Consider the following 14952-nt stretch of genomic DNA (forward strand, 5'->3'; position numbering starts at 1 on the left):
GGAGTAGTGTACATCACTCCCGAGTATCTTTTAATCGAACCCGCGCACCGGCAACGCCGCCCCGCGCTGGATCCAGTTACGCGGCGAATATTCGGTGCGCCCATCGGTCACGTGCAGCGTGAACGCATGGCGCGACACGGGCGAGCGGTTGGGCGCGCTGTAGTGCGGCAGCAGGCCGTGGAAGCACACCAGGCTGCCGGCCTTGGCTTCCAGCGGGATCGCGGTGCTGTCGTCGGGCCACGGCGTGGCGTCCAGCTTTTCCATGGCGATGCGATCGCCGTCGCGCAGGAAGCGTTCGCGCAGCGGCGTGCGGTGGCCGGCCGGCTCGACCCACAGGCAGCCGTTGTCGACGGTCGCGTCTTCCAGTGCGAACCAGAAGGTGGTGACGCTGATCGGGGTGGAATCGAAGAAGGTGGCGTCCTGGTGCCAGCGCACTTCGCCGCCGATGCCGGGCTGTTTAAAAATGTACATCGATTGCCAGACCTGCGGCTGCTCCAGGCCGAGGTCGCGCGCCAGCGCGGCCAGTTTCGCATCGCGCGTAAAGGCCGCGAATACCGGATCCAGGTCGTGCATCGCGTGGCCGATCTTGTTGATCGAGAGCGCCTTGGCCTGCTTCAGTTGGCCGTCGGTGCCGAAGGCTTCTTCCTCGAAGAAGCAGCGCACCGTGTTGTCGGAGCCGAGGAACCAGTCGTCGCTGGCGCGCGCCTGGTCGCGGGTGGTGAAGATGGCGCGTGATTCGGCCGGGTCGAAGGCGTCGACGATCGCTTCGGCACGGGCGCGCAGACGTGCGATCTCGTCCAGCGGTTTGAAATCGGGGATGACGATGTAGCCGTCGCGCCCGTAGGCGTCGCGTTGTTCCTGGGTGAGCATGGGGGTGTCCAATCGGTGAAATGAAAATCAGCGGCCTGGCGCCGAAGTAACGGTAACCGGCACGGCGGCAACCGGCACGGCGCTGACCGGCACGGTCCAGGCGCCGTCCGCGTACACCCGTTCGCCGTCCAGGTACACCGCGTCGGTCTCGACGAACACGTCGATGTGGTAGCGCGCATCCTTGCGCTTGAAGCCCGGCTTGCTGTACACGCCGTGCTTGGCGCCCAGCGACAGGTGGATGCCGCACATGCGCTCGTAGGTGCCGATGTCGTCGACGCGGCGCTCGCGCGTGAAGGCGCGGTTCAGGCCGAAGCCCAGTTCGCGCACCCACACCTCGCCCTCGTCGCGGCGGATGATGTCGAGCACCTGCTGGAAGGCCGGCGTGGCGCCGATCGCCTCGACCACGCGGCCGCGCTCGATGACCACGGTGACCGGCTCGTCGGGACGGTTGACCAGGTACGCGGTGTCGCCGAACACGTGGATGCGCGCGCGCCCGTTGACCGCTTCCAGGTCGCACGCCTCGGTGAACACTTCGCCGATCGGGAACTGGCCGCCGACGTTGTTCATCGCGCGGTAGTCGCCCACGTTCAGCTTGGCCGGCTCGAACGGCGAATCGAACGCCAGCACCGCGCCGCCGCCGTGCACTTCGGCGCGCCGGGCGCGGTCGATGCGCTCCTTCAACGCGTGGCCGGTGCCGCGGAAATACTGCGGATCGTAGGCCAGCGATTCGATGTAGTGCTCGCCCTGCGCGCCCGGCATGCGCGACAGGTGCACGTGCTCGATGACTTTCAAGCCCAGCTTGAACAGTTCCACGCGCAGGCGGAAGCCGTCCAGGCGGAAGTTGCTCGACTGGACCAGCACCACCAGGTCGTGCGGCGCCAGTTGCTTGAACCGGGCCAGCACGTCGTCCGCGGCCGCGCCGTCGAAGTCGACGAAGTCGGCGTCCGGCAGGTTGCGGCGGTAGGCCTCGGCCAGCGCGCGCGCCAGGCCGGTGCGGGTGTCGTACACCACCAGCGCGCGCTGCGCGGGACCGTGTTCGAGGGCGAAGGCCAGCACGTCGCGCAGGTGGGCCGTGGCGGCGTCGACGGCGGCGGCCGGCAGGTCGGGGGAATCGGGCGGCAGGTCGAGCGGAGGATGGGCGGTGGTCATTGCTGGCTGGAAGCGGAAAGCGACGCGACATTATATAGGCGAAACCCAGCGTCGAACCGGCACGGCGATGGCGCCGGGGCGGTGCCGCCGCCACGGCGGCGCACGCTTGCGCAGGCTCACCACCGGCGGGCCGGCTTCGGCGCACAGTCGAAGGCAAGGAGCGCCATCATGTTGATTCTAAAAGAAAAATTTCTAAACGTAATATTGTCCGTTGCACTGTGCTGCCTGGGGCTGGCCTGGCCGGGCGCGTCGTCCTTGCACGCCGCACCGGCGCGGCCGGCAGCGCCGGAAGCGGTGGCCACCGCGTTCTATGGCTGGTACCTGGACACCCTGAGCGCCGACCAGGATCCGCTGAGCGACCGCCACGCCGTATTCAGCAATTATGTAGCGCAGGCGCTGGTCGCGCGGCTGGTCGCGCGCCTGAACGGTGGCGGCGCGCCGGAACGCGATTATTTCCTGCAGTCGCCCGGCTACCGCAGCGCCTGGCGCGGCCACGTGGCGGCCACCACCGTGCGCCGGCGCGCCGGCGCCGCCGACGTCATCGTCACGCTGGGCGAGGATGGCGGCGCCAAGCGCGTGCTGGCGCTGGCCATGGTGCTGGAAGACGGCGCCTGGAAGGTGCGCCAGGTGGCGCTGGCCGAAGCACGCTCGACGGAAAGCCAGGAAAGTTCAACCGAACAGCCCGGTATTTGATCCCAGCAGTACATCCAGCCGCTACCCGGTGAACGGCGCGCCGTACCCTTGACGGTGACGCTATCATTCCAAAAGCACAACGGCCCGACGGATGAGCGGGCCGCTGACTTTTCGATGATCTGACGGCGGAGCGAATGGCCTACCGATGGGAAACGCCAGCCAGCGTCTGGCTGGAAGACGACAGGAGCGGCCAGTTCGAACTGGCCGCCAGCGAGGGACTGGGACGGATCGACTGGCCGCAGGTCCAGTCGCAGGCGCTGGCGCGCGGGCGCGCAGCCGACGTCGCGCGCCTGCTCGGCGCCTCGCTGCCGACGGCCTGCGCGCACGCGCTGGTCTATCCCGAAGGCTTTGCCTTTTGTCCCGAGTGCGGCAGTCCGCTGCAGCGCTTCGACGGCCGCCGCGCGCGCCAGCCCGACTGGTGGGGTCCGCATGCCGATGCGCTGCTGCCGCGCCACGTGCCGCACGGCTTGCCGGTGACCTCGATGGCGCTGGGCGACAGCCTGGAAGAGCGTCCGCCGGCGCCGGCGCCGGGCCGCGCCGACGCCACCCTGCCGGCGCCGCCCAACGCCCATTGCGTGTTCGCCGCCGGCAGCTACGGCTTTCCCGAACAGCGCCTGCTGGCGCTGGCCCCGGCACGCGGCGTGCTGCAATACTTCGATCCGCTGGGCGAGACCTGGCAGATCCTGTCTGCCGAGGATGGCGCAGCCGACCTCAGCTTTACCGCATCCGATTACGCCTGGCTGCCGGTAACGGAACCGCGCCGCGGCGAAGTGGCGCTGGTGCCTAGCGTAAATGGCTTGCGCCGCCTGTGGATCAATCCGGTCGGCGAAACCTACCGCACCGACACCGTCCTGGCCGCGCCGCTGGTGGCCGCGCCCGGCGTCATGCGGCGCCAGACCGCTTGCCTGGCGCGGGGCGGCGCCGGCGGCCTGAGCCTGAACGTGCTGGACGCCGAACTGGCGCCGGGGCCGTCGTACGAATGCGGTGCACTGCCGCCAGGCGGCTGGAGCCGGCCGGTCGGCTACGATGGCCGCCTGCTGTGGCTGCATCCGGAAGGGCAGCTGGACTGGCGACCCGGCGAGGCGCCGCGCTTCCTGCCCTGGCCGGACACCTGGCTGCCCAGCCTCGACCTGGGCGGTCCGACCCTGAGCCGCGACGGCCGCATGTGGCTGATCGGCCACGACGGCCAGTCCTACTGCTTCCTCGAACTCGGCGCGGACAAGCCGCAGCGCGAGCGCATCGACGGCGCGCGCCTCGGTTTCGCCAACCTGCTGTTCCGGCGCGGCCACGCGGTGGTCGACGAACCCTGGTCGGGCGAGCACGTGGAAGACCAGCACGAGGACGATGCGCTGGTGCTGCCGCTGCTGCGCGGCTTCAACAACAACCGCAGCCAGCCGAGCGGGCTGGTGCTGCGCCTGCACAAGTACACCGGCCGCGCCGAGGACGCGCTGGCCGGCCGCGCCATCCCGCGCACCACGGTCGAATGGATCGGCCGGCGCAACGTGATCCTGGACGAGGTCGCGCGCCTGGCGCGTCCGCAGGAGTGCGTGCCGCTCGTGTACGCCGGCCGCCTGTGGCTGCACCATCCGGACTGGAACCGGATGCGCGGCTGGAACCTGGACGCGCTGCCGTGATGGGCGCCGTGTCCGCATGGCTGGCGCGGGCGAGGGCGCGCCTGTCCGCCGGCCGCATGGCGCGGCCTGGCGCGCGCGCCGCACCGGTGCCCGTACACGCCGCGCTGCGTCCGCTGCTGCGCACCGCGCTGGGTGCGGCGGGCCTGCTGGCCCTGGTCGCCGCCCGGGATGCCGCGGCCGTCCCGCAGGTGCTGCTGGTGCAGAATTCGGGCTGGATGGAGCCGTTCTACACCGACCCGCAATCGCCCTTCAAGCCACTGGTGGCGGCGCTGGCCGCCAGCGTGGCGCAGCCGGGCGACGCGCTGGTGCTGGCCGCCTTCAACCAGTCGCGCCCGGGCGCGCCGTCGCCGCGCGCGCTGCTCTCGGAAAGCGTCGGCCCCGCCACGCCGCAGCACGTGCGCGCCGCGCTGGCCGGACTGGACGTGGCGCGCAAGCCGGGCGGCGCCGCGCCGGGCACCACTGCACTGGCCGACACCGACCTGGGCGAAGCCGTGAACGCGGCGCTGACGCAGGTCCTGCAAGGCAAGCCGGGTCTGGTATGGGTGGTGACGAACAACCGCAACAGCCCGAACAACGACCAGGCGACCGGCGCGCGCAACCGCGAGTTCTACAACCTGATCCACCATGGCGCGGCGATCGACAAGGCGCTCGCCTTCCCGCTGCGCATGCCGGTGACCGGCGCACACTACCGCGCCAACGGCCTGATGGTGTACGTGTTCGCCGCCGGCCGCGAGGGCGCGCGCGAACTGGATCGCCTGCTGGCGTCGGGCCGCGTGGCGCGCGTGATCACCGAGCCGCCGGCGCGCCTGAAACCGCTCGACCGCGACACGGTGCGCCTGGTGCCGCGCAAGGTCGAGGGCGCGCCCGGCGTCGAATTCTCGATGGATGCCGGCGGCCTGCTGCGCGCCGACGTCGCGCCCGACGCGCGCAGCCCGGCAGCGCGCATCCTGTGGAACGTCGAGAACACGATCTATCCGTACACCATCGGCAGCGCCGGCATCGCCGCGCGCTCGACGCTGGCCGGCGAGGCGCGCCCGATCGTACTGGGCAGCGCGCGCGTGCGCGACCTGGCGCCGGGCCGCGCCGAACCGCTGGCCTCGACGGTGCAGCTGCCGGTGGCGCAGTTGCCGGGCAAATGGTCGCTGGAGGCGCTGCAGTCGGCCGGCTCGGCCTACGTGCTGCCGGGCCGCATCGAGGTGCAGTTGCGCGACCAGCGCCTGGCCTTGTCGCCGGCTTTCGTCGCGCGCATGGCGGCGCTGTTCCCGGGCGATCCGTTGCCCGAGATTTTCACGCCGCCGGCCGAGATCGGGGCGTCGACCGCAGTGCTGCCGCTCGAGGTGCGCGTGCACTACGGCGCGGCGCCGCTGGTGGCGCTGCTGGGCGGCGGCCTGGCGCTGCTGGCCGCGGCCGGCGCCGCCGCGTGGGCCTATGGCCGTCCGCGCCGCGTGACCCTGACCGTGGAAGACGAACTGCGCACCGTGCACACGCGCGCCGGCGCCGTCCAGCCGATCTACGACCGCGCCGGCCAGCAGGTGGCGCGCCTGAAGACCACGCTGTTCGGCCACCGCTTGCTCGACCTGCGCGAAGGCGCGCAGGTGCGCCTGGGACGGTGATTCCGTTGCCTCGCGAACCGACCGCCGCCATGCAAACGCCGAAACCGACTCCCCGCGCAGGCGGGGACCCATGCAAATTATCGGAACTCGCGATGCCAAACATGTGCAAGCAGATTCGGAAGTAACGACACTGACAACACCGTAAAAACCTCTACCAAGTACAGCAAATCAGGGACGAACCCCATGCAGAACCAGCCCACCACGCCCGCCACCTCGCCATCCTCCGGCGCCGCCGACCCCGGCTTCAAGCTCCCCGGCCAGACCCCGGACGAGGCGATGCCGAAGACGACCCCGGACAGCGCCCGCCAGCCGGTCGAGATCGCGCCCGGCGGCATGACCAACACATCGGCCGCGCCGCTGCGCGACACCTCCGGGCGCGACCTGGCGATCGCCGGTGCGGTATTCCTGGTCATGCTGGTGATTTACTTTTTCGTGCGCAACGCCTACGTGCAGCACATGGTGGTGCGGCGCGTGTCGCCCTCGGCGGCCGGCAGCGCCGGCTGGCTGCTGTTCGTCGGCCTCGGCTTCCTGTCGCTGGCGGCGGTGCTGGCGATCGTCAACGCCGCCAGGTACCTGACGCTGGCCATCACCGGGCCGCTGCTGGTGGTCGGCCTGGTGACGCTGGTGGCGGCGCTGTTCGTCGGCCGCCGCTGATGTCAATCCAAAGGAATCCCATGGCAGATTTTCCCGATCCCGCGACCCTGGACCAGGGCGGCGCCGGCCGCGACGCAGGCAGCAACGGCGCCGGCCGCACCGAGCTGAAGGTCGACCTGCGCCCGACGCTGTTCATCGGTGCCGGCGGCACCGGCATGGAAGTCATGATGCGCATCCGCCGCCGCATCCTGTCAGCAGTGTGGAACCGCCGCCATCCGACGCGCGTCGAATCGATCGCCGACTTCCCGGTGGCGCGCTTCCTGCACTTCGACCTCGACAACAACGCCGTCATCGACGAGGGCAAGTCGCAGCGCACCGACCCCTGGTACGAGCTGGTGAAGCTGGCCGACGAGGAGCGCCTGGTCGAACCGCTCGACCTGCCGCAGTACCACGAGTCCGACGACAGCCTGGCGCGTTTCCCGCTCATCGAAAACTGGATGCCGCTGCGCCCGAAGAAGCTGCGCTCGCTCGGCATCGACCCATCGAAGGGCGCCGGCCAGATCCGCGCGCTGGCGCGCCTGTACCTGTTCGACAAGTATCCGAAGCTGCGCGGGCGCATCAAGGGCGCGCTGAACTTCCTGAGCAGTAACGCCGGCAACGAGCGCAAGGAAAACTACCAGCGCCTCGGCCTGCAGGTCGATACCTCGAAATTCCGCATCGTCGTGATCGCCTCCAATGCCGGCGGCACCGGCGCCGGCAGCGCGATCGACCTGGGCTGGATCGCCAAGGCCATCGCGCGCCAGGAAGTGGCCGATAGCCAGGTCGACCTGGTGATGTTCATGCCCTCCGGTTACGCCAAGGCCAACAAGGAGCGCACCGAGGCCAATGCCTACGCCACCATGATGGAACTGGAAACCACGATGCGCGACATGAACGCGCGCGTCAGCTGGATGGACCCGGACAGCGTGGTCGGCCGCGGCGCGCCCTTCGACGACGTGTATTTCGTCGACACCGCCAACCTGGCCAACAAGGCGACCCAGGACGTCAAGGACGTCTACCAGATGGTGGCCGACACCCTGTTCGAGGACTTCGCCTCGGCCGACTTCGCCAACCGCAAGCGCTCGGTGGCGGTCAACCAGCAGCAGCACAAGCTGGGGCCGTACAACCCGCGCGTGCCGGAAGGGCGCTTCGGCGACATGCGCCTGTCGTATTCGAAGGTGTATTCGGCCTTCGGCCAGGCCGTGCTCGACACCCAGCAAAGCCTGCGCGACGATATCCGCGCCTACGAGCTGGCGGCGCTGATGGTCAAGGATTTCTTCGGCCTGGCCGCCGGCGATGGCAGCGGCGGCGCCGTGCGCCGCGCTGGCGACGCCGAACGCGACAATTTCATGCGCGAGCAGATGGGCTTGAGCGAGCATCCGTTCTCGGACTTTCCGGACTTCCGCAAGGGCACGGTGGACGTCACGCCGTTCCAGGAATACGCGCTGACCGACATGCTGTTGATGGACAAGGACGGGCGCTCGCTGCTGGAACGGGTCGAGAGCAAGGTACAGCTCGAGGTCGATCGCATCATGGCGTCCTACGACCTCAAATTGTGGCGCGAAAAGATCGTCGAGCTGCTGCCCGACCTGGAGCGCGACGCCATCCGCGAGGCCGGCGCCACCGCCGAGACCAGCGAAGACCGTATCAAGCGCCATACCACGCAGCTGCGCGCCGACCTGCAGGCGCAGGTGCGCGCGCGCCTGTACGCGCTGCTCGACGACCGCAAGCAGGGCGGGCTGGAATTCGTGCTGTCGCTGCTGGAACAGGTCAAGGCGCGTCTGGCGCAGCGCGACCTCGGCCACGCCCAGCGCAACGGCAAGCGCTACCGCGACATCCGCGACGCGCTGCGCACGCGCCAGGTCGAGGAATCGCTGAACAACCTGACCCAGGCGGCCGGGCGCCTGTTCGGCAAGGATGCCCAGGCGCGCGAGGTGATGAACCATTTGAAACGCGACATCGCCGACTATCTGCGCTTCCACCTGCTGGCGGTGGCATCAAGCCAGGCGATCGAGGTGATGCGCGTAATGTCGGCCTGGCTGGGCGACCCGCAGGCGCCCGACGAGCACGGCCAGCCGCAATGGAGCGGCCTGGCCGGCGAATTCCAGGAAGGGCGGCGCGCGGTGCTGGCGATGCTGGGCGCCGTCGACCAGCGCATCGGCCAGCTGCGCGCCGACGCCCGTCACGAACACGCCACCTACATCAAGCTGGCCGGCGAGATGGCGCCGGAACCGGTGCGCCTGGGGCCGGACGCCGGCCGCTGGAGCGAGGAAGTGCTGCAGGAATTCGGTGGCTCGCGCCGCCTGTTCCCGCAACTGGGCGACGAGCGCCTGCGCGCCGACCTGCTGCTGAAACTGTTCCGCCGCGCCCAGACGCAACTGTCCAGCCAGCGCGCCGAGGGCGAAGCGCCGGCCGATCCGCTGCTGGAACGCCTGGGCGCGATGTCGCCGCAGGAACGCCACCGCGTGTTCAGCGAATGGATCAGGAGCGCCATGCCCTGGATTAACGCGCGCTTCTCGGCCGAGTTCACGCCCGCCGCCGACCAGTTCAAGTGCTTCATCGGCGTCGGCGATCCGGTGGCCTGGCGCCGCATGGAAGCCGAGATCCGCGCCGCCGTGCCGAGCGGTTTCTTCCACGGCGACCTGGTGTCGATCGTGAATACCGGCGAGGCGGGCAGGGCGGTGTGCTACATCGAACTGTCCGGCTACCCGATGACGGTGCTGCGCGGCCTGCCGACCTGGCGCGCCTCGTACCAGATCGAGAACCCGAAAATCCCGACCCACCTGCACTTCGACGCCACCCGGTTCCGCCACCCGATCTCGCCATCGATGGACGAGTTGAACCGCCTGGCCGACGACTACGAATGGTTCCTGCAGGCGATCGCGCTGGGCGTGGTGCGGCGCAAGCCGGACGCCGGCGACCGCGAAGCCGGCTTCCAGCCGCGCGGCCAGTACCTGTTCGAGGTCGAGCCGGGCTCCGGCGAATGGCTGCAGATCGGCAACGAATACGCGATCCGATCGAACGGCTTGCCGCCCTACTACCGCGAACAGGTGATCGCCGCCGTGCGCACGCGCCTGGCCGGCATGGGCGCGCACCAGCTGGCGCTGCTGGCCGCGCTGATGCGCCACTACCAGCTGCGCGTGTACGAACCCAAGCTGGAAGTCGACGAGACCGGCGCCCAGCTGCCGTCGCCGTCGCTGCCCAACGTCACCGCGCGCCGCCTGTACGATCAGTGGTTCCGGCGCGCGGTCGCGCTCGACCCGGCGCTGTCGCCGGCGCAGATCGACGCCGCGCTGGCGCAGCTGGGCCAGTGGACGGAGACGGTCCCCGATTCCGCCGGCGACGCGTACCAGTGGGAGGTCGAGCGGCCCGCCGACAAGCGCGTGATGCGGCCGGAGCTGCTGGCCAGCGACGGCGCCGCGGCGCAGGTGCTGGAGCGGCGCGCGCAGGGCGGCGCGGGCGGCGGCACAGCGGTGGCCGGTGTATCTGCGCCCGGCGCAGCGGCGCCCGGCACTGCCGACATGCTGGCCAAGCGGCCGGGCAACGGATCGTCCGCCTTCGTGCTCGGCGCGACCGGCGCCGCGGCCGCGCCGGGCACGGCTTCCATCGAGGGCGGCGCCGGCGCGGCGGCGTTCGTGGTCGGCGCCACCCCGATCGGCGCGCGCTACAAGCTGTTCGTCGACGGCGCCCAGCGCGGCCCGTACGCCTTCGACGAAGTCGTCCAGCAGCTGATGCGCGGCGAGGCCGGGCGCGGCACGCGCATCTGGAACATGGCGTGGAATCCGCGCCAGGACAAATGGAAGACGATCGGCGAATTGCCGGAACTGGCGGAGGCGCTCGACAACGCGATTCCCGATCCGGACGACCAGATCCCCGATCCGGAATAAGCGCGACAAGGAGCACCGTGCAAGACCACGTCATTTACCGCTGCGTCAACGCGGCCTGCGCGCGCCCGATGCCGCGTCCGGTCAACTTCTGCCCGTATTGCGGGACGGCGCAGGAAACAGGCGCACACGCGCAAGAACCAGGCGGCCGGCCAGCGCAGCGGCCGGCCACAGCCACGGCCGGAATGCAGGAAGAGCGGCCGAAACGCGAAGCCGCCATCGCTGCCGCCGCGGGGGCCGCGGCCAGCGCGGCGGCGGCGCCGTCGGGCTGGTCGGATGCGCCGTCCGAATCCCTGTCGCCTGTACCGTCCGGGCTATCTGCGCCGCCGGCATCCGCTGCGCAGCAGGCCGGCGCCGCGAATGCCGCATCCGCGCCCGGTGACGCGGTGCGACCGGAGGAGGGTGCTGCTGCTGGTGCGCATGCGGCCCCGGCCGCGCCTACGCCGGACGCGCACCGCTTCGGCCGCAGCGGCGGCGCGCGCCCGGCGGCCGGCATGGACGCTGCCCACGACAGGCCGTCCAAGGGCGCAGGCGCAGCGCGGCAGGAAGTGCCGCGCCCGGCTATCCCGGCAAAGCCGGCCGCGCCGCAGCGCCGGCCGGTGCGCCTGCGCTGGTGGCTGCTGGCGCTGGCCATCCTGTGGGGCATGTGGCTGTGGGCCAAGCCGTCGGCGCGCAAGACCGAGCAACGCATCGACCACGCCATCGCGCTGGCCAGGGATTGCAAGGGCAGCGCCGCGCAAGCCGAACTGGCCGCGCTGCGCAGCAGCCGCGCCACGCCGGAACAGTTGGCGCGCCTGCAGCGCTCGCTCGACGAGGAAGCCGCCGCCTGCACCAGGCGGCGCCAGCGCAACAAGGCCTGGAGCGATACCAGCAGCGCGGTCGAGGCGGCGCTGGCGGCGGGCAGCCCTGACAAGGCGCGTACCCGCTTGCAGGCCTTCGTGCGCCGCTGGGGAGAAGACGGCCGGACCCGCGAACTCAAGGAACGCATCCAGGCGCGCCAGGACGAGCGCGGCGGCGGCAACGGCGGTGCGCGCGGCAGCAGCGGCAGCGACGCCGGCGATGCCCATCCGCTGGCCGTGCCGGCGCGGCAAGCTGGCGGCGGTGCGGCGCGCTCGACGTCGGGACGCAGCGCCGCCACCCTGCTGGCCGAGGCCAGGGGCGACCTGGCGCACGGCGATTACGCGTCCGCCGCCGACAGGATGAGTCTGTGCCTGGCCATGGGCGACAGCCACTACCGCGAGTGCCTGGCGGTCAAGGCCCAGGCCGAGCGTGAAGGGATGTACTGAAACGCCGGATGGCGCCAGGTGCGCATCGTCCCGGCCGGCTGCCGGGTCATGGCGCCGCGCGGCGGCCGGTAACGGCCGCGCAGGCGTGCGGCATGGCGCCATCCGTTAGCTGGAGCACCGTCGCCCAGCTTCTTCATTGTTATCGTTATGACATGATGAAGCTGATTTCACCGAAAAAGCTTTACGCCATGCAGCGTATGTCCGCCGCGCTCAAGCGCGCCTCGGCCGCGCGCCCGTTCGGGCCCGAGACCGACCGCGCCCTGCGCTGGGCCGCCGCGTGGGGCATGTGCGCCGGCATCCGCAGCCCGCACACGCGCCTGCGCCTGCGGCGCGATACGCTGTCCGGCGTCGGCAACTGAGTAGGCGAAGCCGCCATGCGGCGCACATTTTACATTCGAGCAATCCTGCCGGCTCGCTCTACAAGGCACCTCGAAAAACCTGTTGCGCGTTGCACTTTCAGCTTGCGATGCTCGTCGTACCCCTGTACGGCTGTCCTTCTCAGCTGAAACTGCTGCCGCTCGCTACGGTTTTTCGAGGTGCCCTTAAGCTAGCAGAACGAAGCTGGCATGATGTGCTCGTAATTGAGTTAGATCGATGAAATCAACTTGGCACCGCAGTCGGTAATGTCCTGGTCATACGCGACCTGCTTCCCATGATGCTTACGAGTGCTACCATGTGGATGGATGGCAAAATTGCCTTTGCATCGCGGACAATATGTCGAATCTCCATCCAAAGCGACTTGCTTGCCGAGCACCTTAAAATCCTGAGCTGCCGAAATGACTTCTCCACCGTGAGTGGTCTTATCCCCTAGGCGAATAACGCCGCGTCCTTTTTGATCTCTCATATAGCCTCGCCACAACGCATCAGGCGGTATTGCGCGTTGTTTCAACTTCTTGGTTCGATGCGATGGTGTGATCATCATTTCCTAAGAACACTCTACGATAACGCCAATAGCCTGTAAGTTCCAACGATGGATGGTTGAATCCGGCAAGTGAATCATGTACGTATTTGTCAAACAATTCAGCAAAAGGAAGTGGTGTCGGCTTGGCGCGCTGCGCGAGTGCAAGAACTTCTCGAGCTTCTGGTTCCAATAAGGTTGTCGTCACAAGATCTCTTCTCGCCCCAGTAAGCAAATTCCCTTTTAGGATTGAAAACGTACGTTGGCCAAGGTTCATCTTGGCAGATCTGGTCATGGCAGCAGCATCCGCGATCATTCTGTTGTTGAAAGCAATGAGAACTTCTCTCTCTTCCTGAGTCGCTCCCTTAACTTGATTGGAGGTGTGAAAATGGTCGCGTATCTGCCACCGCCAATTAAGATATTGTTGGAGCCATTCATATATCGGTCGGGGTGCCAACGTGGCTTGAGAGATGAAACTATCATATGCTTTTGCCAAATCAGGATGGATGGCAAATGGATCATATCCGCCAGGCGAAGGTACAGGTCTTTTCATTGGCGCGCCAGCCGCAATTGCACAGTCCAACATGTGGTTCAACGGTATTTGAGATAATTTCAAAGAATCGCTTCCTAAGGAAATGCCGAGTTCATTTGGCCGATAACCGCCACCGACATCACTGTGCGCACCTGGATAAGCGTGCTGAATCCATCCAGATTGTAGCTTGCCATTAACGCCGATTTCATCTAAAGGAAAATTTCGGCGGAGTTCATGTATGGCTACCATATGCACGCAGTTTTGGACAGAAACAGGTAATTGCAGCGCTTTTGCACTTGCCCAAGCGCCGTGACCGCCGGTTGAGTTTTTAGCTATTGCCACGGCACCGGACCAAAACCCTGCAGAGGCGACAGTATCGATAATTCCAACAAAGCGAAATCGTATAGATACACCAGCCAAACGACCATCTACTAGCAACTCGTCTAGCCAATGGCAGAATACTCGTGCTTCCGCGGCCCCTCTTGAAAAGCCAAATACGTCAAGAAAACATTCGACCGCGCGTGGCTTTCCTTCCTTAAGTTTTTCCGCCAAAAAAGTCGCTTGCTTTTTTAGGAATTTAACACGTATGCTGTCGTTAGCGAAACGTGTTTGTAGCAAGCCGTCACGTGTTCCGAATTTTGAGAGGATTTCTCGATCTTCATTGTCAGCTGAGTCGATACTGTTTCGACATAACGCAAGAATGGTTTTTTCGTCAAAAATATTATTTTTAAAAGAGCAAAAATTTAAAGCATTAAAAATTGACAAAAGGCCAAATATAACGCGTCCTTCACATCCGAATGCAGATGTGCCGCCCAGTGTGCTCTCCCCATCTTCGCCAATTTCCTTAAATCTGGTTCCCACGCCTGGGATGTAAATGGGAATATAGCCCATTAAATTGTCTTGTCTATATGCTCTGTATAATCGCGCAATATTGCTATGTGCTAGTTTTGGGAAATCATTTTCTCGATTGTTGTTTGTTCCATCAAAAAACAATCCAATATTAATATTTATTTCACATTTTTTAAAATCGATGCTATGTTGTGGAATAACTTGTGTTATTCCATTTGTTGGAGCGATTTTTGTTAGGGAAACAACTATGTCGGAACGTTTCATCGCCAGTCTCCATATTTCTTTCTATTTAATGAGTCTTCGTGCCTGAACTCGGCAATTTCCTCAGGGGTAAATAGTTCTTTAGAAATTGATCCTGTGGTTGCTTTTCTAGTGGCCTGCATGTCATCCCATTCGATCGGATGTAGTTCTGCATGAGGTCCGAATCGGCTTACAACAACTCGTACACGGCCGTGTGGGAAGAAATGAACCCAGAGATGATCAGCTTCAGTGTAACTTTCAATAGGGACTCGTGCACGATATATTCCCTCCATTTCGGCCTTTTTTATAAAGTCGGATGTTTGAATAATGCGGTTTACTTCCCACCTTATTTCAACCATCAAATTTGGAGTCCATATTTTAGGAATTGTTATACAGCATATTAATCCTCCTCCTTCTCCACCTTCCATAATTTCGCCGCTGATACGTTTATCGATATAAAAATTGTTGACTCTATACTCTTCTCCTAAGTGGTGAATGGCGCTTAACGAAACTACAGTATTATCTTCTACTTTGAAGTATTCATATAAAATTGTACAAATTCCAAGAAACGCGATCGTTAGCGTAAGCGATAGAATGGGGTACCATCGTAAAAAATTTGGAATAATAATCTTCATGGTATTTCAATCCTTAAAAAACGTTTCCGTGATACT

General features: G+C 65.7%; 12 protein-coding genes. 7 read left to right on the plus strand and 5 right to left on the minus strand.

The window, feature by feature from the left end:
• Positions 1-30: 30 nt before the first annotated feature.
• A complete protein-coding gene (locus tag HH212_RS12585) occupies positions 31-870 on the minus strand; it encodes a phytanoyl-CoA dioxygenase family protein (protein WP_170202787.1) in 840 nt (279 codons plus the stop codon).
• Positions 871-897: 27 nt separating this feature from the next.
• Positions 898-2019 carry a M29 family metallopeptidase gene (locus HH212_RS12590; protein ID WP_229217697.1) on the minus strand — a complete coding sequence of 374 codons (1122 nt, stop codon included), beginning with the start codon at positions 2017-2019 and terminating at the stop codon, positions 898-900.
• A gap of 204 nt (positions 2020-2223) precedes the next feature.
• Here HH212_RS12590 and HH212_RS12595 point away from each other — a divergent pair, with 204 nt between their 5' ends.
• From HH212_RS12595 to HH212_RS12625, 7 genes are all read left to right on the plus strand, one after another.
• Positions 2224-2712 carry a DUF3828 domain-containing protein gene (locus HH212_RS12595; RefSeq protein ID WP_170202788.1) on the plus strand — a complete coding sequence of 163 codons (489 nt, stop codon included), beginning with the start codon at positions 2224-2226 and terminating at the stop codon, positions 2710-2712.
• Positions 2713-2846: 134 nt separating this feature from the next.
• Entirely contained in the window at positions 2847-4346 is a 1500-nt protein-coding gene (locus HH212_RS12600) for a hypothetical protein (protein ID WP_170202789.1), read from the plus strand.
• A complete protein-coding gene (locus HH212_RS12605; RefSeq protein WP_229217698.1) occupies positions 4286-5959 on the plus strand; it encodes a hypothetical protein in 1674 nt (557 codons plus the stop codon). Before HH212_RS12600 ends, HH212_RS12605 begins: the two co-directional genes overlap by 61 nt.
• 183 nt (positions 5960-6142) lie before the next feature.
• On the plus strand, positions 6143-6613 hold the full coding sequence (locus HH212_RS12610) for a hypothetical protein (RefSeq protein ID WP_170202790.1): 471 nt from the start codon (positions 6143-6145) through the stop codon (positions 6611-6613).
• Between the two features lie 20 nt (positions 6614-6633).
• Positions 6634-10479: a tubulin-like doman-containing protein gene (locus HH212_RS12615; protein WP_229217699.1), complete on the plus strand. Its 3846-nt coding sequence runs from the start codon at positions 6634-6636 to the stop codon at positions 10477-10479.
• 17 nt (positions 10480-10496) lie between these two features.
• Positions 10497-11762 carry a hypothetical protein gene (locus HH212_RS12620; RefSeq protein ID WP_170202791.1) on the plus strand — a complete coding sequence of 422 codons (1266 nt, stop codon included), beginning with the start codon at positions 10497-10499 and terminating at the stop codon, positions 11760-11762.
• 188 nt (positions 11763-11950) lie between these two features.
• Entirely contained in the window at positions 11951-12121 is a 171-nt protein-coding gene (locus HH212_RS12625; RefSeq protein WP_170202792.1) for a hypothetical protein, read from the plus strand.
• Between the two features lie 227 nt (positions 12122-12348).
• On the opposite strand, the gene HH212_RS12630 is transcribed toward HH212_RS12625, so the two are convergent.
• Genes HH212_RS12630 through HH212_RS12640 form a run of 3 tightly spaced genes read right to left on the minus strand, consistent with a single transcriptional unit; the run spans position 12349 to position 14916 of the window.
• Entirely contained in the window at positions 12349-12684 is a 336-nt protein-coding gene (locus tag HH212_RS12630) for a PAAR domain-containing protein (protein ID WP_370663925.1), read from the minus strand.
• The gene (locus tag HH212_RS12635) at positions 12626-14305 is read right to left on the minus strand and encodes a T6SS phospholipase effector Tle1-like catalytic domain-containing protein (protein WP_170202794.1); all 1680 of its coding nucleotides are present in this window, start codon (positions 14303-14305) and stop codon (positions 12626-12628) included. The genes HH212_RS12630 and HH212_RS12635 overlap by 59 nt, the downstream gene beginning before the upstream one ends.
• Complete coding sequence (locus HH212_RS12640; RefSeq protein ID WP_170202795.1) at positions 14302-14916, minus strand: DUF3304 domain-containing protein; 615 nt, start codon at positions 14914-14916, stop codon at positions 14302-14304. The genes HH212_RS12635 and HH212_RS12640 overlap by 4 nt, the downstream gene beginning before the upstream one ends.
• Positions 14917-14952 lie beyond the last annotated feature (36 nt).

It is taken from the genome of Massilia forsythiae, assembly GCF_012849555.1.
GTDB lineage: Bacteria > Pseudomonadota > Gammaproteobacteria > Burkholderiales > Burkholderiaceae_D > Telluria > Telluria forsythiae.

Coding starts and splice junctions, on each gene's coding strand:
- HH212_RS12615 (WP_229217699.1), top strand. CDS start 6,634: ATGGCAGATTTTCCCGATCCCGCGACCCTGGACCAGGGCGGCGCCGGC.
- HH212_RS12585 (WP_170202787.1), bottom strand. CDS start 870: ATGCTCACCCAGGAACAACGCGACGCCTACGGGCGCGACGGCTACATC.
- HH212_RS12600 (WP_170202789.1), top strand. CDS start 2,847: ATGGCCTACCGATGGGAAACGCCAGCCAGCGTCTGGCTGGAAGACGAC.
- HH212_RS12610 (WP_170202790.1), top strand. CDS start 6,143: ATGCAGAACCAGCCCACCACGCCCGCCACCTCGCCATCCTCCGGCGCC.
- HH212_RS12635 (WP_170202794.1), bottom strand. CDS start 14,305: ATGAAACGTTCCGACATAGTTGTTTCCCTAACAAAAATCGCTCCAACA.
- HH212_RS12640 (WP_170202795.1), bottom strand. CDS start 14,916: ATGAAGATTATTATTCCAAATTTTTTACGATGGTACCCCATTCTATCG.
- HH212_RS12590 (WP_229217697.1), bottom strand. CDS start 2,019: ATGACCACCGCCCATCCTCCGCTCGACCTGCCGCCCGATTCCCCCGAC.
- HH212_RS12630 (WP_370663925.1), bottom strand. CDS start 12,684: ATGATGATCACACCATCGCATCGAACCAAGAAGTTGAAACAACGCGCA.
- HH212_RS12625 (WP_170202792.1), top strand. CDS start 11,951: ATGCAGCGTATGTCCGCCGCGCTCAAGCGCGCCTCGGCCGCGCGCCCG.